Consider the following 18669-nt stretch of genomic DNA (forward strand, 5'->3'; position numbering starts at 1 on the left):
ACATAGGTCACGTTGCCGTAAGTCACGATTTTGACGCGTGCTTGGGTGGCCGGGCTGAGGCCCAACAGGGTGGCGCGGACTTTGGATGTGCCCCAGGTATCGTTAGTCACATCGCCGAGCGAACGCGCTTGCGAGGCAACGGTGATGTAGTTGTACACGCCTTCTGCGGCTTGTTCGGAACGGGCGATGCGTTCAACAAATTGTTTTTCGCCTTCGGTAGCCACTTGGCCGAGCAGGAGCAGGTGGCGGTTGTAGCCGACAACGTTCAGTTTGGGCTTGTAGCCTTCGACTTGGTTGTTTTGGCGCAGGTAGGAGCGTGCAGTGGTTTCGACGCGCAGGGCCATAACGTTGTCGTCGGTTTGCGCACCGGTGGTGCGGCGGTCGACGGCGGATTTGGTGCCGACGGCTGCACCGCCGATCAGTGCGCCGACGCAGCCGCTCAGACTCAGGCTCAAGAGGGTCGCTGTCAGAACGGGGAGGGCGTAGCGTTTGATATTCTTCATATCCTTTTCCTTGGGTATGGACGGGTGGGCGTTCAGACGGCCTCTAAGGGATGGGCCGTCTGAAAAGAAAGGGTTACATGCCTTCAAGCAGGACGGAGTCGATGCAGTCGCACATGGCGTGAATCAGCAAAATATGGCTTTCTTGAATGCGGGCAGTGCGCGGATAAGGGACGTTGAGCAAAACGTCGGTATCTTTGAGCATGGCGGCGATTTTTCCGCCGTCGCGGCCGGTCATGGCGATGACGTGCATATCGCGTTCGTGTGCCGCTTTGATGGCTTCGATGACGTTGGCGGAATTGCCGGAGGTGGAGATGCCGACCAATACGTCGCCGGCACGTCCGAGTGCGCGCACTTGTTTGCTGAATACATGGTCGAAACCGTAGTCGTTGCCGATGGCGGTCAGGGCGGAAGTGTCTGTTGTCAGCGCGACAGCGGCCAATTCCATGCGTTCTTTTTCAAAACGGCCGGTCATTTCTGCGGCGAAGTGCTGCGCGTCGGCAGCCGAACCGCCGTTGCCGCAGGCCAGGATTTTGCCGTCGTTCATCAGGCATTGCAGCATCAGCTCGGCGGCCTGTGCGGTCGGCTCGACCAGTACTTTTTCAGCTTCCTGCTTGGCGCGGATGCTCTCGGCAAAATGTGCGGAAACGCGTTCTTGTAATGTTGTCATGAGGTTAACCTGTAATATTTTGAATCCATTCGGGTTGGCCGTCGCCCTCGATCAGTACCGCATCCAGGCGGCAGGGCGCATGGTTTAACCCGTGCTTTTGCAGATAATACTCTACACTTCGTTGCAATTTCAATAATTTGGACGGCGAGATGCTGTATGCGGCTCCACCGAAACCTCGGTTTTTGCGGTATTTTACTTCAACAAACACAATCGTACCGCCGTTTTTGACGATTAAATCGATTTCGCCGTAGGCACAATGCCAGTTCCGCGCCAACAGCGAGCAGCCTTTGTCCAGCAGGAATGCCAGCGCCGCATCTTCGGCCGCCGCCCCCTGTTTGTGGTTTAAGCGCATGAAAAGTTTACCCGTTATATAATCATTGTTTTTAAAGAGACGCCGTTTCAGACGGCCTTGAATCTATGTACACAAAACACCTGCAAAAAGCCGTCGACAGCATCGAAAAACAGATATTATACGTTGTTGCCACACCCATCGGCAATTTAGCCGACATAACGTTGCGCGCACTGGCCGTGCTGCAAAAGGCCGACATTATCTGCGCCGAGGATACCCGTGTTACCGCCCAGCTTTTGAGTGCGTACGGTATTCAGGGCAAACTCGTGAGCGTTCGCGAACACAACGAGCAGCAAATGGCCGATAAAATCATCGCCTATCTTTCAGACGGCCTGAGCGTTGCCCAAGTTTCGGATGCGGGTACGCCTGCGGTTTGCGATCCCGGTGCGAAACTTGCCGCCCGCGTGCGCGAAGCCGGATTTAAAGTGGTGCCTGTGGTCGGCGCAAGCGCGGTCATGGGGGCATTGAGCGTGGCCGGTGTGACGGAATCCGATTTTTATTTCAACGGTTTCCTACCACCTAAGGCCGGCGAACGCCAAAAGCTGCTGGCCAAATGGGCGGAATCCGATTTTCCGATTGTGATGTTTGAAACGCCGCACCGTATCGAAGCAAGTCTTGCGGATATGGCTGCACAGTTCCCCGATCACCGTTTGACTTTGGCGCGCGAAATCACCAAAACATTTGAAACTTTCCTCAGCGGCACGGTTGCCGAAATCCAAGCCGCCCTTAAAAACGACAGCAACCAAACGCGTGGCGAGATGGTGCTGGTGTTGCACCCTGCGGTAAAAGAGAAGCACAGCGATTTGCCCGAGGCGGCGCAAAATACCATGAAAATCCTTGCGGCCGAGTTGCCGACCAAACAAGCCGCCGAGCTTGCCGCTAAGATTACCGGCGAGAATAAAAAGGCGCTGTATGATTTGGCTTTGGAATGGAAAAAGCAGGGATAATGGCTGATTGGCAAACCGTATATCAAAGCCCGTCTGAACAGTAGATTTCAGACGGCCTTTTTTGATTGGACTTTAGTAGTTTTAAATTGACCCAATAGGTTCAATACGCTTTGGTGTTTGCGTTTCAGACGGCCTCAATGTTTGGCAAACCTGTTTCAACGCTGCCATGCGTTGCGCAAATATTCGATGCAGTCGGTCAGGGCGTAAAACGGGGCGTTGCCGTGATTGGCGTTGGGGTAGAGAGTAAAGCGGACATCCGCGCCGAGGTGGTGCAAAGTGCCGGCAAGAATTTTGGCTTGTGCAACCATGCCGCGGCTGGTTTGGTCGGGGCGGTTGTTTCTGCCCTCATGTTCGCCTGCGCCGAGGCGGATGCCGATTCTTTGCGGTAAAGTGTCGGGCAGCCAATCGAGTACGCGGCGGTCTTGCCACCAGATAGACGGTGACACCAGCAAATAATGGCGGAATCGTTCGGGGCGGGTGAACAGGGAATAGAGGCCGTACAAGGCGCCGAATGAGTGGCCGAAGACGGCTTGGTTTTGGGTATCGATGCGGTATTTGCCGTCGAGCAGGGCGGAGAGTTCGTCATCGAGAAAGCGGCTGAAGCGGTCGGCTTGGCCGTATTGTTTGCGTTCGGATTCGGGCGCGTTGTCGGGCAGCGGCGGCGTGTAGTCGAGGGCGCGTTGGCTTAAGTCGCGGATGGTGCCGCCGGTGTAGCCGATACCGACAATCAGACAGGCGGCATGGCTTTTGGTGATGGGGTTGATGAGCAGGGATTGCGCCATATTGAGGATGGCGGGGAAAAAGGCATCTCCGTCAAGAATATACAGCACGGGATAGCCGCCTGCCGGACGCTCACCGAGTGCCGCGGCTTGAATGCGGTAGGTGCGGCCGGTATGGGCGGAAGTAAGGGCGGTTTCTTCGGCTTGCAGCAGGGTGGCGGCTTGCCAGTTGGGGCGGATGGGCATGATGGGGTGCTTTAATCAATGGGTTACTTAAGGAAAAAAGGCCGTCTGAACAATGGATTTCAGATGGCCTTATTGTACGGATTTCTGCCTTTTTAACAATACGCGCGATTAGCGTACGTCAACGTAGGAGCTGCTGTGCAGTTCGCGCAGGAGGTTGGTGGTCGCCTGTTGCGCTTTTTGTTGGGACAGGTATTGGCGGACGGCGTTTTGTTGGCGCTCTTCAGGCGTACCTGCTTCGCGGACGTCGTTCAGCTTGATGATGTGCCAGCCGAATTGGGTGCGGACAGGGGCGCTGATTTGGCCGGGTTTGAGTTTGTGGACGGCTTCTTCAAACGGGGCAACCATCATGCCGTCGGCAAACCAGCCCAAATCGCCGCCATTGCCGGCGCTGCTGTCTTGCGAGTATTGGCGTGCCAAACCGCCGAAATCTGCGCCACTGCGGGCTTGTGAGTAGATTTTACGGATGGTGCTTTCTGCGCCGACGGCGGCATTGTCGTTGTCGGCTTTAATGAGGATGTGTTGGGTATGATATTGGCGCACAGGGTCTGCTTCAGGCAGGGTTACGCCTTGTTGTTTGGCCTGCTCGATGTAACGTGCCACTTCGGAGTCGCTCACGCGGCTGTTTTGCATGATGGCTTGTTGGCGCACTTTTTCAACAATAATGCTGTCGGCGATGTCTTGACGGACGGCGGCAGATGGGTTTTTGATGTTGGGGTTGTGCGCGATAACGGCTTCGATTTCGCTATCGGTTGCTTGGATATTACGGCGTTTGCCTGCTTGGAGGATCAGGGATTGGTTGATCATTTGTGCCAAAACCTGTTGGCGCAGCTCGTTGGCGTCCATTTGCGTGCCTTTAGGCATGGTTTGACGCGCTTGTGCCACGGCTTGTTCTACTTGACGGTGGGTAATGACTTCGTTGTCGACAACCGCGGCAATGCCGTCCGAAAGATGTACGCCGCTTTGTACGGCGGGCATAGTGGTGGCGCTGACGGCAGGGGCTTTGGCTGCGCGCGCTTTGCCAGCTTTGGCTTTAGGGGCAGCGTGTGCGCCTACTGCGAGAGTGAGTGCGGCGACGAGAATCAGGGGTTTGAAGTTCATTGTTTGACTACCTCGTTGGTTTTGCTGTAACCGGGAATGGCTAAGCGGAGTTTTTCGAATGGGTTGTTGCCGATATTGCTCAAGTCTTTGAGTTGGAGGTTGAAGAATACGGCGTTTTTGTGGCTGTTTTCGCCGGTAACATAGCGTTGGCCGACCAAGCTTGCGCTCCAGCAGCCACAGTTGCTTTTGTATTCTGCACCAATGAGCATTTCCAGCGGTTTTTTGGCTTCGATTTCGTAGTTGTAACGGGCGACGGCGTACAGGTTTTTACTCAACGGCCATTGGGCGGCAAGGTCGACTTGGCTGAGCCTGTCGTAGAAATAGTCGCCGTTGGCTTGCAGATAAATGCGTTCGTTGCGTCCGTATTTGTAGCGCGCGCTTAAGACTTTGCCGGGTTCGGGATTGTAGGTAATCCCTGCGGCGTAGCTCTCGGCACGGCTTAGGTTTTGGTTGTAGTGGACATCCAAATCAATGCGTGTGCTCGGAGTAAGGTTGCCGTGTGCAAAGGCTACCCAGTCGGATTGGCTGCGCGGATAATTGCTGACGTTGCCGTCAGGCAGGACGCTGTCTTTTTTGAAATAAAACTTCTGGCCGATACCTGCACGGAAGAGTTCCGCACCGGTGTTGGGGTTGAGGATACGGCTTTGTGTAGCCAGCGTCAGGCTGTTGGCCGAATTGATGCGGTCGTTGCCTGAATACAGGTTTTCGCGGAACAGCTGCGAGTAGCTAAAGCTGTTTTCGGAGCTGTCGAAATTAGGCAGGTCGTTTTGGGATTTGGTCGGAATGTAGTTGTAAAACAGGCGCGGTTCAAGCGTTTGCAGGTATTCTCCGCCGAAGAGTCGAGCCCTGCGCTCGAAAGTCAGGCCGCTGTCGACGTTGATAATCGGCAGAACGCGGCTGACATTGCGGCCGCTTTGACCGTTGAAGCTGTTGAGGCTGTAATAAGTGGCATGTACGCCGACTTTAGGCCGGATGTAGCCCCATTGGTTGTGGAAATCCCATTTGATGCTCGGGTAGAGTACCACGCGGCTGCCGTCTTGCTTGGTGTCGTGGTCAAAGCGGGTAAATTGGCCTAATACGTTAAGTTGCGCTTTGCCGAGATGGCTTTGCCAACGGCCGGTCAGACGGGGCATGATGGCATAAGGCTCGTCTTTATAACCGTCTTGGTTGGCAAGCGTTTGATATTTTTGTACGCGCAACGAGCCGTCGAAGCTGCCGCCCAACAGTTTGTCGCTGTAATTGAGCCATGCCTGACGGTCTAGGTTGACGTTGCGCGCGATGTCTTCTCGGCCGTAGAAGTCGCGGTAGTAATCATCGTCGGAAACTTGGTTGTAGTTGATGCCGCCGCTGATTTTGCTGTTCAGCTGCTGCTGGTGTTTCCATTTGAACTGGTAGCGGTTGTTGTGGATGCTTTTTTGGTCGTTCGGCATCCAGTCTCCATCGACTTCGCCGCTGTAATTCGGTTGCAGGTAACGGACTTGGCCGCCCAATTGCACGCCGCGTTTGCTGATAATGCCCGGGCGGATGGTGGCATCCAAATTTGGGGCAAGGTTGAAGTAGTAGGGCAGGCTCAGCTCAAGGCCGTCTGAACCTGTGGCAATGGTCGGAACGAGCAGGCCGCTTTTGCGGTTGCCGTTGATGGGGAAGTCCGCCCAAGGTGTGTAGAGGACAGGCACGCCGCCGAATACCAGCGAAGCGTGTTTGGCCACGCCGATACCTGTCGATTCATCGGCTTCAATGCTTTGCGCTTGGATATACCAGCTGGCATCGCCGGGCGAGCAGGTGTTGAATTTGGTATTGATGAGCTTGTAGAGGCCTTTGCCTTTGAGTTCGGCTTTTTCGCTGACACTTTGAAGGCGACGGCCGCCTTGCTCGGTATTGAGGCGCACGGCGGTGCCGGAACCGGTTTGGTCTTTGAGGTTGTAAACCAATTGGTCGCCGGATACGGTCGAACCGTTTTGATACAGGGTAAAGCGGTCGCCGGCGGTAACGGTGTCGGTGGCTTGGTCGTATTGCGCCCAATCGGCGTTGAGAACGTCGGCATTGCGCTCGATAATGACATCGCCTTCGGCACGGACGCCGACTTGGGTCTGACCTTCTATTTTATCGGCATTGACGCGGGTGTAATCGGCAGGCAGGGCAGGTTCGCCGCTGCGTTTGATTTCGGCGGTTTCGGCCGGCTTGGCATCTTCGTGGTCGCAAAACAGGCAAGTGCTGCCCAAAGAAAGCGGATCGGCTTCGCTTTGGCTGGTTTGTGCCGGTTTGGATGCGGCGGTGTGGGCAGGGGTATAGTCTTCCGCCTGCGGAACAGAAGCATCTTCCGCGCGTACGGCTGTTGCGCCAAAGCCCATAATTAAGGCGAGTACCAAGGGTTTGAGTGAAAATAAACGAGCCAAAATCGCCCCTTAAATCGGTTTGCCAGTTAGAATAGCGGTTATTGTAACCTGAAATTCTGCGATACCGCTATGCAACGACAAACCGAATTACAAAACTGGCTGGAGTCTGTTTACCCAAACCAGCCGTTCGAATTGAGCTTTGCGGCAGCCGATGCCGACTTCCGCCGCTATTTCCGTGCGACGTTTTCAGACGGCCAGACCGTTATCTGTATGGATGCGCCTCCTGAGAAGATGAGTGTTGCACCTTATTTGAAAGTACAAAAACTGTTTAACATGGTCAATGTGCCGCAAGTGCTTCATGTGGATGAAGCGTTGGGCTTTATGGTGTTGAACGATTTGGGCAATACCACATTCCTGACCGCCATGAATCAGGAAAACAGTGAAACCGCCCACAAAGCCCTGCTGCTCGAAGCCATCGACGAACTGATCGAGCTGCAAAAGGCCAGCCAGCCCGGCAAACTGCCGGAATACGACCGCGAAGTCATGCTGCGCGAGATTAATTTGTTCCCCGAATGGTTTGTGGCCAAAGAATTGGGCCGCGAGCTGACCTTCAAGCAACGCCAGTTGTGGCAGCAAACCGTCGATACGCTGTTGCCACCCTTGTTGGCTCAGCCCAAAGTGTATGTCCACCGCGACTTTATCGTCCGCAATCTGATGCTGGCAAAAGGCCGCCCGGGCGTGTTGGACTTCCAAGACGCGCTTTACGGCCCGATTTCCTATGATTTGGTATCGCTGCTGCGTGATGCGTTTATCGAATGGGAAGAAGAATTTGTATTGGACTTGGTCATCCGTTACTGGGAAAAAGCACGCGCTGCCGAGTTACCTGTGCCTGCCGAGTTTGACGAGTTCTACCGCTGGTTTGAATGGATGGGCGTACAACGCCATTTGAAAGTGGCCGGTATTTTTGCCCGTCTGTACTACCGCGACGGCAAAGACAAATACCGCCCGGAAATCCCGCGCTTCTTGAACTACTTGCGCCGCGTATCGCGCCGTTACAACGATTTGGCACCGCTGTATGCATTGCTGGTCGAATTGGTCGGCGATGACGAATTGGAAACAGGCTATACCTTCTAAGCTTGGTTTTTTAAGATTTGATTCCACTTTTCAGACGGCCTGATCAACAAAAGGCCGTCTGAAACCTTTACAGAACACATAAAAATGACTTACATGATTTACCCCAAAACCTACGACGTGATTGTCGTCGGTGGCGGCCATGCCGGTACCGAAGCCGCGCTTGCCGCCGCACGCATGGGTGCGCAAACCCTGCTGCTCTCACACAACATCGAAACCCTCGGCCAAATGTCGTGCAACCCCTCCATCGGCGGCATCGGCAAAGGCCATTTAGTGCGCGAACTCGACGCGCTCGGCGGCGCGATGGCGTTGGCGACCGACAAATCAGGCATCCAGTTCCGCCGATTGAACGCCAGCAAAGGTGCGGCAGTGCGAGCCACGCGCGCGCAGGCAGACCGTATCCTATATAAAGCTGCCATCCGCGAAATGCTGGAAAACCAAGAAAATCTGGAGCTTTTCCAACAAGCCGTTGAAGACGTAACGCTTGATGGCGAACGCATCAGCGGCGTGGTTACCGCGATGGGCGTGGAGTTTAAAGCACGCGCTGTCGTGTTGACCGCCGGCACATTTTTGTCCGGCAAAATCCACATCGGTTTTGAAAACTACGAAGGTGGCCGCGCCGGCGACCCCGCCGCCAAATCATTAGGCGGCCGCTTGCGCGAATTGAACCTGCCTCAAGGCCGTCTGAAAACCGGCACGCCGCCGCGTATTGACGGGCGTACGATTGATTTCTCCCAACTGACCGAACAACCCGGCGACACACCCGTTCCTGTAATGTCCGTACGCGGCAGCGCCGATATGCACCCTCGCCAAGTGTCCTGCTGGATTACGCATACCAACACGCAAACCCACGACATCATCCGCTCAGGCTTCGACCGCAGTCCCATGTTTACCGGCAAAATCGAAGGCGTCGGCCCGCGCTACTGCCCGTCTATTGAAGACAAAATCAACCGCTTCGCCGACAAAGACAGCCACCAGATTTTCCTCGAACCCGAAGGCCTGACCACGCACGAATACTATCCTAACGGTATCTCCACCAGCCTGCCGTTCGATATTCAAATCGCGCTCGTGCGCAGTATGAAGGGCCTTGAAAACGCCCATATCCTGCGCCCCGGCTACGCCATCGAATACGACTACTTCGATCCGCGCAACCTCAAAGCCAGCCTAGAAACCAAAACCATCCAAGGCCTCTTCTTCGCCGGACAAATCAACGGCACGACCGGCTACGAAGAAGCCGCCGCGCAAGGCCTGCTCGCAGGCGCAAACGCCGTGCAATACATCCGCGAACAAGACCCGCTCCTGCTGCGCCGCGAACAAGCCTATCTCGGCGTATTGGTGGACGACCTCATCACCAAAGGCGTGAACGAACCTTACCGCATGTTCACCAGCCGCGCCGAATACCGCCTGCAACTCAGGGAAGACAACGCCGACATGCGCCTGACCGAAGACGGCTACAAAATCGGCTTGGTGGGTGAAGAACAATGGCGCATGTTCAACGAAAAACGCGAAGCTATCGAACGCGAAATTCAACGTTTGAAAACAACGTGGTACACACCGCAAAAACTCGCCGAAGAAGAGCAGCTGCGCGTATTCGGCCAAAAACTCAGCCGCGAAGCCAACCTGCACGACCTCCTGCGCCGCCCGAACCTCGACTACGCCGCGCTGATGACCCTGCCCGACGCACAACCTGAAACCGCACTTGCCGACAGCGTAGTCGAACAAGTGGAAATCCAAGTCAAATACCAAGGCTATATCGATCGCCAAAACGAAGAAATCGACAGCCGCCGCGACATCGAAACCTTAAAGCTGCCCGAGGATATCGATTACAGCAAAGTCAAAGGTTTGTCGGCAGAAGTGCAGCAAAAGCTCAACCAGCACAAACCTGAAACCGTCGGCCAAGCCAGCCGCATTTCCGGCGTCACGCCTGCTGCCGTCGCATTGTTGATGGTGCATTTGAAACGCGGGTTTAAAGATGCCAAGTGAGGTTTAATCCGAATAAAGGCCGTCTGAAACTTTCAGACGGCCTTTATTTATCAGGGGATTGATGGTGTTGCACCTTATTTCATTAATTTTTTAAAGAGTTCGGATTGTCAGCAAGATGGGCGTATTCTGATGAAAAAATGAAGAAGAAAACGTTTTTTCAGGACGCGTCATAAGCTGCCGCTTTTTCGAGCAGTTTTACCCTTGCCTGCGGCCATTCCTCACGCAGCAGGCTGTATTCAACCGTATCGCGCACGCTGCCGTCTTTCCGCAGCTTGTGGCAGCGCAAGATGCCGTCTTGGTGTGCGCCCAAGCGTTCGATGGCGCGTTGGGAGGCGGTGTTGAGGTTGTCGGTCTGCCAGCAGACGCAACGGCAGTTTAAAGTGTCGAAAACGTAGTCGAGCAACATGATTTTGCAGGCGGTATTGATGTGCGTGCGCTGTGCCGACAGGGCATACCATGTGTAACCGATATACAGGCGCGGGATGGCGGGGTCGATGTGGTAAAGCGAAGTCGAACCGACGATTTTGCCCGTATCTTCGTCGATGACGGCAAAGGCGAGACGGGTTTGCATAGCAGTACGGATATAGTCCGCCACTTGGTGGGGTTCGGGCGCGGTGGTTACGTTGAGCTTCCAAACTTCGCCGTCGCAAACAGCTTCGCGCAAACCGGCTTCGTGTGCCGTTGTTAAAGGTTCGAGACGGACGCGGTCGAAGGATAAAACGGGAGTGGATGAGAAATCAGTCATGGGATTTCCTTTGTATTTGATGGTTTGAGTTTTCAGACGACCTTTTATAGTGTCTTAGCGGACAGCATCTCTGAGGTCGTCTGAAAGCTATTGATTAATGATGTTTGAACACCAGCACGCCCGACTCCGATACAAACCCGTCCAGCGGCAGGTCGTGCGGTTCGGTCGGTAGGGTGTCAGTCAGTTGGCAGCCGAAGCCTACGCCCAGGGTTTGGGTTTGCAGGCGGTATTTCATGGCGGAGAGGGTGGCGTCGTAATAGCCGCCGGCTTGTCCGAGGCGGTAGCCGCGTTTGTCGATGCCGACGATGGGGACAATCAGTAGGCTGAGTTGGTGGACGCGGATTTTTTTGCCGGTAAATTGGGGTACGCTCAATTTGGCGCGGCCGCGTTTGCGTTCTTGTTTGGCACCGTCGGCAGGGTAGGGGGTGAACCACATCCGCCGCGTGTTCGGTTCGATATAGGGCAGGTAGAGTTTTGCGCCGCGTTTTTGTGCGGCACGGACAAAGCCGTCCAATCGCAATTCCTTGCCCATCGGCCAATACACGCCGATTTTCCGTCCTTTTTTGATGTAGGGCTTGAGCAGGCGGTTGATGGTTTCGGTGGCGGCGTTTCGCTCGTCTGCGCTCATTTGGGCGCGTGCACGGCGGAACTGTTTGCGTAGTGCCGATTTTTCGGGATTCCTCATTTTCAGACGGCCTTTCGGGATTGCGGTAGAATGTTGCGATTATAACGATTTTGTTAACATTCAAACAGGACGCACACGATGTGGCACATTGTCGCCATCGGCTATCTTTTTGTTGCCGTGATGTTTTCCGCCGCGCAGCCGAGTATTGCGCGCGCGTTGATTTATTTGGTTTTTTGGGCAGTGTTGCCCACTGTGTTTACGGTCTTTGTCGTGACCATCCGCCGCCGCAACCGCCTGATGAAACGGCAGGAGCAGGCGGAGTTTGAAGCGGCCCGCCAAAAGGCGGTACAGGCGGATGAAAAACAGGACGGAAAGGTATAAAATCCCTTTTCAGACGGCCTCTTATCCGCTATAATCCGTCAGTTTTCCATTTCGGAAACACTCTTTTATTTTTTAAAACTTATGCCCACTTTCGCCGAAGGGTGCTTGACAATAGGCGCCGCCTATCAAGTTCTATGCGATTGAATGTGTGCTCTTTAACCCTTTCAAGGAAATAACATGTCCCAAATTACTATGCGTCAGATGATTGAAGCCGGTGTTCACTTCGGTCACCAAACCCGTTTCTGGAACCCGAAAATGGCTCAATACATTTTCGGTGCGCGCAACAAAATCCATATCGTAAACTTGGAAAAAACCCTGCCGATGTTCCAAGAGGCGCAAGAAGCCGTACGTCGTCTGGTTGCCAACAAAGGTACAGTATTGTTCGTAGGTACCAAACGCCAAGCCCGCGACATCATCCGCGAAGAAGCTACCCGTGCCGGTATGCCTTTCGTTGATTACCGTTGGTTGGGTGGTATGCTGACTAACTACAAAACCGTTAAGCAATCCATCAAACGCCTGGAAGAAAAAACTGCTGCCCTGGAAAACGCTGCCGAAGGCGGTTTCAACAAAAAAGAAATTCTGGAAATGCAACGCGACGTTGAAAAACTGGAACGTTCTTTGGGCGGTATCAAAAACATGAAAGGCCTGCCTGACGCGATTTTCGTTATTGATACCGGCTACCAAAAAGGTACTCTGGTTGAGGCTGAAAAACTGGGCATCCCTGTTATCGCTGTAGTCGATACCAACAACAGCCCTGACGGCGTGAAATACGTTATCCCTGGTAACGATGACTCCGCTAAAGCTATCCGCCTGTACTGCCGCGGCATCGCTGACGCAGTTTTGGAAGGCAAAAACCAAGCGCTGCAAGAAACTGTAGCCGCTGCCCAAGAAGCTGCTGCCGAGTAATTCGGTACACAGAAGAGGGGCGTTATGCCCCTTTTCTCAAATCCCGTTCTGAAATCCGTTTCAGACGGCCACTATTTCCAAACACGGCAATGGCCGTGTTCCCAAAAATCTAGGAGATTCAAAATGGCAGAAATTACTGCAAAAATGGTTGCCGACCTGCGCGCCGCTACCGGCCTGGGCATGATGGAATGCAAAAAAGCCTTGGTTGAAGCTGAAGGCAACTTCGACAAAGCCGAAGAAATCCTGCGTATTAAATCTGGTGCGAAAGCCGGTAAACTGGCTGGCCGTACTGCTGCCGAAGGCGTATTGGCTTACGCGATCAACGGCAATGTCGGCGCATTGGTTGAAGTAAACTGCGAAACCGACTTCGTTGCTAAAGACGCCGGCTTCGTAGAATTTGCCAACTTCGTTGCGAAAACTGCTGCCGAGAAAAAACCGGCTTCTGTTGAAGAACTGAGCGAACTGGTTGAAGCAGAACGCAAAGCCATCATCGCTAAATTGGGCGAGAACATGTCTGTTCGCCGCTTCCAAGTGATCGACACTGCCAACCAACTGGTTGCCTACATCCACGGTGCTTTGGCTACCGAAGGTGTATTGGTTGAGTACAAAGGCTCTGAAGACGTAGCACGCAAAATCGGTATGCACATCGTTGCTGCTAAACCACAATGCGTAAGCGAAGCCGAAGTAGATGCTGAAACCGTTGAAAAAGAACGCCACATCTACACCGAACAAGCTATCGCTTCAGGCAAACCTGCCGACATCGCCGCTAAAATGGTTGAAGGCCGTATCCGCAAATTCTTGGCTGAAATCACTCTGAACGGCCAAGCGTTCGTGATGAACCCTGACCAAACTGTTGCCCAATTCGCTAAAGAAAACGGCACTGAAGTGATCAGCTTCGTACGCTACAAAGTAGGCGACGGTATCGAGAAAGCCGTTGTTGACTACGCAGCCGAAGTTGCTGCCGCTGCTAAAGTGTAAGGCACTTATGAAAAAGAAAGCACCTAGATTCCAAACGAATCAGGGTGCTTTTTTTTGAGAAAACCGTTTACGGTACCTATTTTAAGACGACCGAATATTTAGGCCGTCTGAAAACCAAAACAATAATAGAACGACACACCATATCATTGTAATCCGACCGTTTGAAAATTCAGACGGCCCAAACTCCGACCGACGACATTCAAGAAAGCAAGGTATCCCATGACACAGCAAATCAAATACAAACGCGTATTACTGAAACTCTCCGGCGAATCCCTGATGGGCTCTGATCCATTCGGCATCAATCACGATACCATCGTTCAAACTGTCGGCGAAATTGCCGAAATCGTGAGAATGGGCGTGCAAGTCGGTATCGTTGTCGGCGGCGGTAACATTTTCCGCGGCGTATCTGCACAAGCGGGCAGCATGGACCGCGCCACTGCCGACTACATGGGCATGATGGCAACCGTGATGAATGCCTTGGCACTCAAAGACGCGTTCGAAACCTTGGGCATTAAAGCGCGTGTTCAATCCGCACTGTCTATGCAGCAAATCGCTGAAACTTACGCCCGTCCTAAAGCCATTCAATATTTGGAAGAAGGCAAAGTCGTGATTTTCGCCGCAGGTACCGGTAATCCGTTCTTCACGACCGACACTGCCGCTGCATTGCGTGGTGCGGAAATGAACTGCGACGTGATGCTCAAAGCCACCAACGTCGACGGCGTGTACACCGCAGACCCGAAAAAAGACCCATCTGCAACACGCTACGAAACCATTACTTTTGACGAAGCCTTGTTGAAAAACCTTAAAGTGATGGATGCCACCGCTTTCGCCCTCTGCCGCGAACGCAAGCTCAATATTGTGGTATTCGGTATTGCTAAAGAAGGCTCGCTCAAACGCGTGGTAACCGGCGAAAACGAAGGTACACTGGTTCACTGCTAATCATTGAAAGGCCGTCTGAAACAGTCGAACGGGATACATTCGGCTTTCAGACGGCCTTTTATTTTCAGTCGGTTGCGTAGGCATTGGCTCATGGTTTGAAAAGGTTAAGAACTTGCTTGACCATAATATCCAACCGACAATTCGATAACAAAAGGATACTCCATGAATATCACCGTCTTGGCTGTCGGCACGAAAATGCCGCGTTGGGTGGATGAAGCCGTCGGCGAGTACGCCAAACGCTTCGGGCGTGATGTCAATTATGCGCTGAAAGAAATCAAGCCAGAGAAACGCGGTGCGGGTGTGAATGCGGCTCAGGGCATGGCGGCTGAAGAAAAACGCCTGTTGGAAGCCATACCGCAGGGCGCGTTTTTGGTGGTATTGGACGAGCGCGGCAAAGCGCCGACTTCGGTCGAATTGGCGCAACATTTGAAAGGCTGGCAGCAAAACGGCGAACACGTCTGCTTTATTATCGGCGGCGCAGACGGCATGACCGACCGTTTGAAACAGCAGGCAAACATGATGATGCGCCTTTCCAGCCTGACCTTGCCGCACGGCATGGTGCGTGTTTTGCTGACTGAGCAGCTTTATCGCGCCGTTTCGATTTTGCACAATCATCCTTATCATCGTGAATAATCTGTTTTGATTGCTGGGATAAGACGGCAATGCCGCCTTGTCGGTTTGAAAGGGAATAGGGCAAGTTGGTTTAAAGCGGGGTTGAACCTGCTTTCAGACGGCCTGATTTTTCCGCATGAATCCTTTATAATCGTTTCTTTGATAAATCAACATCTTTCGGGAGAACCCAAATGTCCGATTTCCGTCAAGACTTCCTCAAATTCGCTTTGGCACAAAACGTGTTGAAATTCGGCGAATTTACGACCAAGGCCGGCCGTCAGTCGCCTTATTTTTTCAATGCCGGTTTGTTCAATGACGGCGCATCGACTTTGCAGCTGGCGAAGTTTTACGCCGAAGCCATTATTGCCAGCGGCGTGAAGTTCGATATGCTGTTCGGCCCAGCCTATAAAGGCATTATTTTGGCGGCGGCAACAGCGATGATGTTGGCGGAAAAAGGCGTAAACGTACCGTTTGCCTACAACCGCAAAGAAGCCAAAGACCACGGCGAGGGCGGCGTGTTGGTGGGCGCACCTTTGAAAGGCCGCGTGCTGATTATCGATGATGTGATTTCCGCCGGTACATCCGTGCGCGAGTCGGTCAAACTGATTGAGGCCGAAGGCGCAACGCCTGCCGCAGTGGCCATTGCGCTCGACCGCATGGAAAAAGGCACGGGCGAATTGTCGGCAGTGCAGGAAGTCGAAAAACAATACGGCTTGCCGGTGGTTTCGATTGCCAACTTGAACGACTTGTTCACGCTCTTACAAAACAATGCCGAATTTGGCGGCTTCTTTGAGCCGGTCAAAGCTTATCGCGAACGTTACGGTGCGGTTTAAACCATAACATCATGCTCAGGTCGTCTGAAAACTGTTTCAGACGGCCTGAAACATTAGCTAAAATATATTTTTGATTCAATACACTTACGGAAATACTCATGCCTGCTTGTTCTTGTCCTCATTGTAAAACGCCGCATTGGGTGAAAGATGCCCAGTTGAACGTGGCGCAGGGTTTCGTGGTCTGCACGCGTTGTTCGGGGATGTTTAAGGCCAAGGATTATCTGTCGGGCAACCTGCCGGCCGATCCGGCTCATCTGCCTGTGGCGGTATCGGATGTGCGCCTCGTGCATAACATCGGCGCGCAAATCCTCAAGCATTCCAAACTCTCGCGCAAAGAAATTTCCGATTTGCTCAATAGCGCGCTTAAGGAAGAGCCTAAGTCGGAAGAGCAAGTGGCGGTCAAAACGCGCAAGGACGGTTTCAACTGGACGTTGGCATCGCTGATTGCGCTGACGGTTTTGATTATGCAACTCTTTTATCTTGCCCTGCTATGAGTGCCATCGCCCATTTTGTTGCCAGCTTTCGTGAGGCCGCGCCCTATATCCAATATTTGCGCGGCAAAACCATGGTGGTCGGCGTGACCGACAGCTTGTTGGAAGGCGAAACCCTGATTCGTTTGGCCGCAGATTTGAATCTGTTGGCCAGCTTGGGCTTGCGTTTGGTCTTGGTGCACGGTTCGCGGCATTTGCTCGACAAATTGGCTTCGGGTCGGGATTTTGTTCCGAAATACAGCGGCAGCCGACGGATTACCGATGAAGCGACTTTGATGGAAGTGAAGCAGGTGGCGGGGATTATCCGCAGCGATGTCGAAGCCGCCTTGTTCAGCAGCGTATCCGCACCGCAACGGAGCAAGCCGCCGGTTATTGCGTGCGGCAACTTTATTACCGCCCGTCCGTTGGGCGTTATTGACGGCGTGGACATGGGCTATACCGGTACCGTCCGCAAAATCGACGCAGAAGAAATCCGTTTGCGTTTGGATGGCGGCGCCGTGGTGCTGATCAGTCCTTTGGGGCATTCGTACAGCGGCAAAACCTTCAATCTGAGCATGTGCGAAACCGCTCAGGAAGTGGCTATGGCTTTGCAGGCGGAGAAACTGGTTTTCTTGACCGAAGAAACCGGTATTCGCCGCGCCGACGGCTCTTTGGCCAATACTTTGTCTGTCGGCGAAGTGCAGGAATTGGTGCGCGACAATCCCGATGCACCTGCCGATTTACTCCATGCGGCAGTGTGCGCACTGGAAAACGGCGTATCGCGGGTGCAGATTCTCAACGGCCGCGAAGACGGCAGCCTGTTGCGCGAGCTGTTTACCCGAGAGGGCAGCGGTACGTCTATTGCCCGAGGGCCGTTTGTTTCCATCCGTCAGGCACGCAGCGACGACATTCCGCACATCATCGCCTTAATCCGTCCGCTGGCGGAACAAGGCATCTTGTTACACCGCAGCCGCGAGTATTTGGAAAACCATATTTCCAGTTTTTCCGTATTGGAACACGATCAAAACATTTACGGCTGCGTGGCGTTGAAAACCTTTGCCGAGCCGGAGTGCGGCGAATTGGCCTGCCTGGTGGTGTCGCCCGAAGCGCGTGACGGCGGCTACGGCGAATTGCTGTTGGAACATTTATTCCAAAAAGCGCGAGCCTTAAATATCAAAACGCTTTTCGCCTTATCCACGCATACAGGCGAATGGTTTGTCGAACGGGGCTTTCAGACGGCCTCAGCCGATGACCTGCCTGCTGAACGTCGGCAGGAATACAATGCCAACGGCCGCAATTCCAAAGTATTTGTTTATGACTTGCAGGCCGTCTGAAAACTTCAATCCTATTATCCGTTTTTAAACATCACTCAAATCTTATGTTGAAAATTATCTCTGCCAACGTCAACGGCATCCGCTCCGCCTATAAAAAAGGTTTTTATGAATACATCGCCGCTTCCGATGCCGACATCGTCTGCGTGCAGGAACTGAAAGCTCAAGAGGCCGACCTGTCAGACGATATGAAAAATCCGCACGGTATGCACGGCTACTGGCATTGCGCCGAAAAGCGCGGTTACAGCGGCGTGGCGGTGTACAGCAAACGCAAACCCGACAATGTGCAAATCGGCATGGGCATTGAAGAATTTGACAGGGAAGGCCGTTTTGTCCGTTGCGATTTCGGCAAGTTGTCGGTAATTTCGCTGTATCTGCCCAGCGGCAGCAGCGCGGAAGAGCGCCAACAAGTGAAATACCGCTTTTTGGACGCGTTCTATCCCATGCTCGAAGCCATGAAAAATGAAGGACGCGACATCGTCGTCTGCGGCGATTGGAATATTGCCCACCAAAACATCGACTTGAAAAACTGGAAGGGCAATCAGAAAAATTCGGGCTTCTTGCCTGAAGAACGCGAATGGATAGGCAAAGTCATCCACAAGCTCGGTTGGACGGATATGTGGCGCACACTTTATCCCGATGTGCCGGGCTATACATGGTGGAGCAACCGCGGACAAGCGTATGCGAAAGATGTCGGGTGGCGCATCGATTATCAGATGGTTACGCCGGAGTTAGCCGCCAAAGCTGTTTCCGCACATGTTTATAAAGATGAAAAATTTTCGGATCACGCCCCTTTAGTTGTGGAGTATGACTATGTTACCGAATAAGGTTTTTGGTAAATATGATTGGAATATAAACGGCAAAACCGGC

Annotated in this window: 20 protein-coding genes; 12 read left to right on the top strand and 8 right to left on the bottom strand. The window is 53.3% G+C overall.

Going from position 1 to position 18669, the window contains the following annotated elements:
• The 3 genes from Q1M25_RS02405 to Q1M25_RS02415 all read right to left on the bottom strand — a co-directional run.
• Positions 1–503: BON domain-containing protein (locus Q1M25_RS02405; protein ID WP_300481382.1), on the bottom strand; the 503-nt coding region annotated here is incomplete at its 3' end.
• Positions 504–576: 73 nt separating this feature from the next.
• Positions 577–1170, bottom strand: a complete 594-nt coding sequence (locus tag Q1M25_RS02410) for a phosphoheptose isomerase (protein ID WP_107858198.1) — start codon at positions 1168–1170, stop codon at positions 577–579.
• Between the two features lie 4 nt (positions 1171–1174).
• Positions 1175–1522 (bottom strand): YraN family protein, encoded by a 348-nt coding sequence (locus Q1M25_RS02415; RefSeq protein ID WP_285071356.1) that lies wholly within the window; start codon positions 1520–1522, stop codon positions 1175–1177.
• A 65-nt stretch (positions 1523–1587) separates the two neighbouring features.
• On the opposite strand from Q1M25_RS02415, the gene rsmI reads away from it, so the two are divergent.
• Complete coding sequence (rsmI, locus tag Q1M25_RS02420; RefSeq protein ID WP_300481385.1) at positions 1588–2466, top strand: 16S rRNA (cytidine(1402)-2'-O)-methyltransferase; 879 nt, start codon at positions 1588–1590, stop codon at positions 2464–2466.
• Between the two features lie 155 nt (positions 2467–2621).
• Here the strand turns inward: rsmI and Q1M25_RS02425 are convergent, their stop codons facing one another.
• The 3 genes from Q1M25_RS02425 to Q1M25_RS02435 all read right to left on the bottom strand — a co-directional run bounded on the left by Q1M25_RS02425 (position 2622) and on the right by Q1M25_RS02435 (position 6925).
• Positions 2622–3431 carry an alpha/beta hydrolase gene (locus tag Q1M25_RS02425; protein WP_300481387.1) on the bottom strand — a complete coding sequence of 270 codons (810 nt, stop codon included), beginning with the start codon at positions 3429–3431 and terminating at the stop codon, positions 2622–2624.
• 108 nt (positions 3432–3539) lie between these two features.
• Positions 3540–4529, bottom strand: coding sequence for a peptidylprolyl isomerase (locus tag Q1M25_RS02430; RefSeq protein ID WP_300481390.1), 990 nt, complete (start codon positions 4527–4529; stop codon positions 3540–3542).
• Positions 4526–6925 carry an LPS-assembly protein LptD gene (locus Q1M25_RS02435; RefSeq protein ID WP_367275818.1) on the bottom strand — a complete coding sequence of 800 codons (2400 nt, stop codon included), beginning with the start codon at positions 6923–6925 and terminating at the stop codon, positions 4526–4528. Before Q1M25_RS02435 ends, Q1M25_RS02430 begins: the two co-directional genes overlap by 4 nt.
• 69 nt (positions 6926–6994) lie before the next feature.
• On the opposite strand from Q1M25_RS02435, the gene amgK reads away from it, so the two are divergent.
• Positions 6995–7999, top strand: coding sequence for an N-acetylmuramate/N-acetylglucosamine kinase AmgK (amgK, locus tag Q1M25_RS02440; protein WP_003749406.1), 1005 nt, complete (start codon positions 6995–6997; stop codon positions 7997–7999).
• An 84-nt stretch (positions 8000–8083) separates the two neighbouring features.
• Positions 8084–9979: a tRNA uridine-5-carboxymethylaminomethyl(34) synthesis enzyme MnmG gene (gene mnmG, locus Q1M25_RS02445; protein WP_300481394.1), complete on the top strand. Its 1896-nt coding sequence runs from the start codon at positions 8084–8086 to the stop codon at positions 9977–9979.
• 157 nt (positions 9980–10136) lie between these two features.
• Here the strand turns inward: mnmG and Q1M25_RS02450 are convergent, their stop codons facing one another.
• Together Q1M25_RS02450 and Q1M25_RS02455 are read right to left on the bottom strand one after the other, a co-directional pair.
• Positions 10137–10724: a GNAT family protein gene (locus Q1M25_RS02450; protein ID WP_036493705.1), complete on the bottom strand. Its 588-nt coding sequence runs from the start codon at positions 10722–10724 to the stop codon at positions 10137–10139.
• A gap of 94 nt (positions 10725–10818) precedes the next feature.
• Positions 10819–11409 (bottom strand): 5-formyltetrahydrofolate cyclo-ligase, encoded by a 591-nt coding sequence (locus tag Q1M25_RS02455; RefSeq protein WP_300481398.1) that lies wholly within the window; start codon positions 11407–11409, stop codon positions 10819–10821.
• 78 nt (positions 11410–11487) lie between these two features.
• Here Q1M25_RS02455 and Q1M25_RS02460 point away from each other — a divergent pair, with 78 nt between their 5' ends.
• The 9 genes from Q1M25_RS02460 (at position 11488) to Q1M25_RS02500 (ending at position 18626) form a co-directional block, all read left to right on the top strand.
• Positions 11488–11730, top strand: a complete 243-nt coding sequence (locus Q1M25_RS02460) for a hypothetical protein (RefSeq protein WP_063076190.1) — start codon at positions 11488–11490, stop codon at positions 11728–11730.
• A gap of 177 nt (positions 11731–11907) precedes the next feature.
• Positions 11908–12636 carry a 30S ribosomal protein S2 gene (rpsB, locus tag Q1M25_RS02465; RefSeq protein WP_002230071.1) on the top strand — a complete coding sequence of 243 codons (729 nt, stop codon included), beginning with the start codon at positions 11908–11910 and terminating at the stop codon, positions 12634–12636.
• A 123-nt stretch (positions 12637–12759) separates the two neighbouring features.
• Positions 12760–13614, top strand: a complete 855-nt coding sequence (gene tsf, locus Q1M25_RS02470) for a translation elongation factor Ts (protein WP_002223203.1) — start codon at positions 12760–12762, stop codon at positions 13612–13614.
• Positions 13615–13833: 219 nt separating this feature from the next.
• Positions 13834–14553: a UMP kinase gene (gene pyrH / locus Q1M25_RS02475; RefSeq protein WP_003708812.1), complete on the top strand. Its 720-nt coding sequence runs from the start codon at positions 13834–13836 to the stop codon at positions 14551–14553.
• 162 nt (positions 14554–14715) lie between these two features.
• Positions 14716–15186, top strand: coding sequence for a 23S rRNA (pseudouridine(1915)-N(3))-methyltransferase RlmH (rlmH, locus tag Q1M25_RS02480; protein WP_003682681.1), 471 nt, complete (start codon positions 14716–14718; stop codon positions 15184–15186).
• A 170-nt stretch (positions 15187–15356) separates the two neighbouring features.
• On the top strand, positions 15357–15998 hold the full coding sequence (pyrE, locus tag Q1M25_RS02485; RefSeq protein ID WP_003682682.1) for an orotate phosphoribosyltransferase: 642 nt from the start codon (positions 15357–15359) through the stop codon (positions 15996–15998).
• A gap of 98 nt (positions 15999–16096) precedes the next feature.
• Positions 16097–16492 (top strand): MJ0042-type zinc finger domain-containing protein, encoded by a 396-nt coding sequence (locus Q1M25_RS02490; RefSeq protein ID WP_150538024.1) that lies wholly within the window; start codon positions 16097–16099, stop codon positions 16490–16492.
• Complete coding sequence (gene argA / locus Q1M25_RS02495; RefSeq protein WP_300481416.1) at positions 16489–17802, top strand: amino-acid N-acetyltransferase; 1314 nt, start codon at positions 16489–16491, stop codon at positions 17800–17802. The genes Q1M25_RS02490 and argA overlap by 4 nt, the downstream gene beginning before the upstream one ends.
• A gap of 44 nt (positions 17803–17846) precedes the next feature.
• Positions 17847–18626 carry an exodeoxyribonuclease III gene (locus tag Q1M25_RS02500; protein WP_300481419.1) on the top strand — a complete coding sequence of 260 codons (780 nt, stop codon included), beginning with the start codon at positions 17847–17849 and terminating at the stop codon, positions 18624–18626.
• The last annotated feature ends 43 nt before the right edge of the window (positions 18627–18669 follow it).

Source organism: uncultured Neisseria sp., assembly GCF_951230505.1.
In the GTDB taxonomy this organism is placed as follows: domain Bacteria; phylum Pseudomonadota; class Gammaproteobacteria; order Burkholderiales; family Neisseriaceae; genus Neisseria.

Excerpts from the sequence above, each read along its gene's own strand:
- Q1M25_RS02410 (WP_107858198.1), bottom strand. The coding sequence starts at position 1,170 with ATGACAACATTACAAGAACGCGTTTCCGCACATTTTGCCGAGAGCATC.
- Q1M25_RS02415 (WP_285071356.1), bottom strand. The coding sequence starts at position 1,522 with ATGCGCTTAAACCACAAACAGGGGGCGGCGGCCGAAGATGCGGCGCTG.
- rsmI (WP_300481385.1), top strand. The coding sequence starts at position 1,588 with ATGTACACAAAACACCTGCAAAAAGCCGTCGACAGCATCGAAAAACAG.
- Q1M25_RS02425 (WP_300481387.1), bottom strand. The coding sequence starts at position 3,431 with ATGCCCATCCGCCCCAACTGGCAAGCCGCCACCCTGCTGCAAGCCGAA.
- Q1M25_RS02430 (WP_300481390.1), bottom strand. The coding sequence starts at position 4,529 with ATGAACTTCAAACCCCTGATTCTCGTCGCCGCACTCACTCTCGCAGTA.
- amgK (WP_003749406.1), top strand. The coding sequence starts at position 6,995 with ATGCAACGACAAACCGAATTACAAAACTGGCTGGAGTCTGTTTACCCA.
- mnmG (WP_300481394.1), top strand. The coding sequence starts at position 8,084 with ATGACTTACATGATTTACCCCAAAACCTACGACGTGATTGTCGTCGGT.
- Q1M25_RS02450 (WP_036493705.1), bottom strand. The coding sequence starts at position 10,724 with ATGACTGATTTCTCATCCACTCCCGTTTTATCCTTCGACCGCGTCCGT.
- Q1M25_RS02455 (WP_300481398.1), bottom strand. The coding sequence starts at position 11,409 with ATGAGGAATCCCGAAAAATCGGCACTACGCAAACAGTTCCGCCGTGCA.
- Q1M25_RS02460 (WP_063076190.1), top strand. The coding sequence starts at position 11,488 with ATGTGGCACATTGTCGCCATCGGCTATCTTTTTGTTGCCGTGATGTTT.
- rpsB (WP_002230071.1), top strand. The coding sequence starts at position 11,908 with ATGTCCCAAATTACTATGCGTCAGATGATTGAAGCCGGTGTTCACTTC.
- tsf (WP_002223203.1), top strand. The coding sequence starts at position 12,760 with ATGGCAGAAATTACTGCAAAAATGGTTGCCGACCTGCGCGCCGCTACC.
- pyrH (WP_003708812.1), top strand. The coding sequence starts at position 13,834 with ATGACACAGCAAATCAAATACAAACGCGTATTACTGAAACTCTCCGGC.
- rlmH (WP_003682681.1), top strand. The coding sequence starts at position 14,716 with ATGAATATCACCGTCTTGGCTGTCGGCACGAAAATGCCGCGTTGGGTG.
- pyrE (WP_003682682.1), top strand. The coding sequence starts at position 15,357 with ATGTCCGATTTCCGTCAAGACTTCCTCAAATTCGCTTTGGCACAAAAC.
- Q1M25_RS02490 (WP_150538024.1), top strand. The coding sequence starts at position 16,097 with ATGCCTGCTTGTTCTTGTCCTCATTGTAAAACGCCGCATTGGGTGAAA.
- argA (WP_300481416.1), top strand. The coding sequence starts at position 16,489 with ATGAGTGCCATCGCCCATTTTGTTGCCAGCTTTCGTGAGGCCGCGCCC.
- Q1M25_RS02500 (WP_300481419.1), top strand. The coding sequence starts at position 17,847 with ATGTTGAAAATTATCTCTGCCAACGTCAACGGCATCCGCTCCGCCTAT.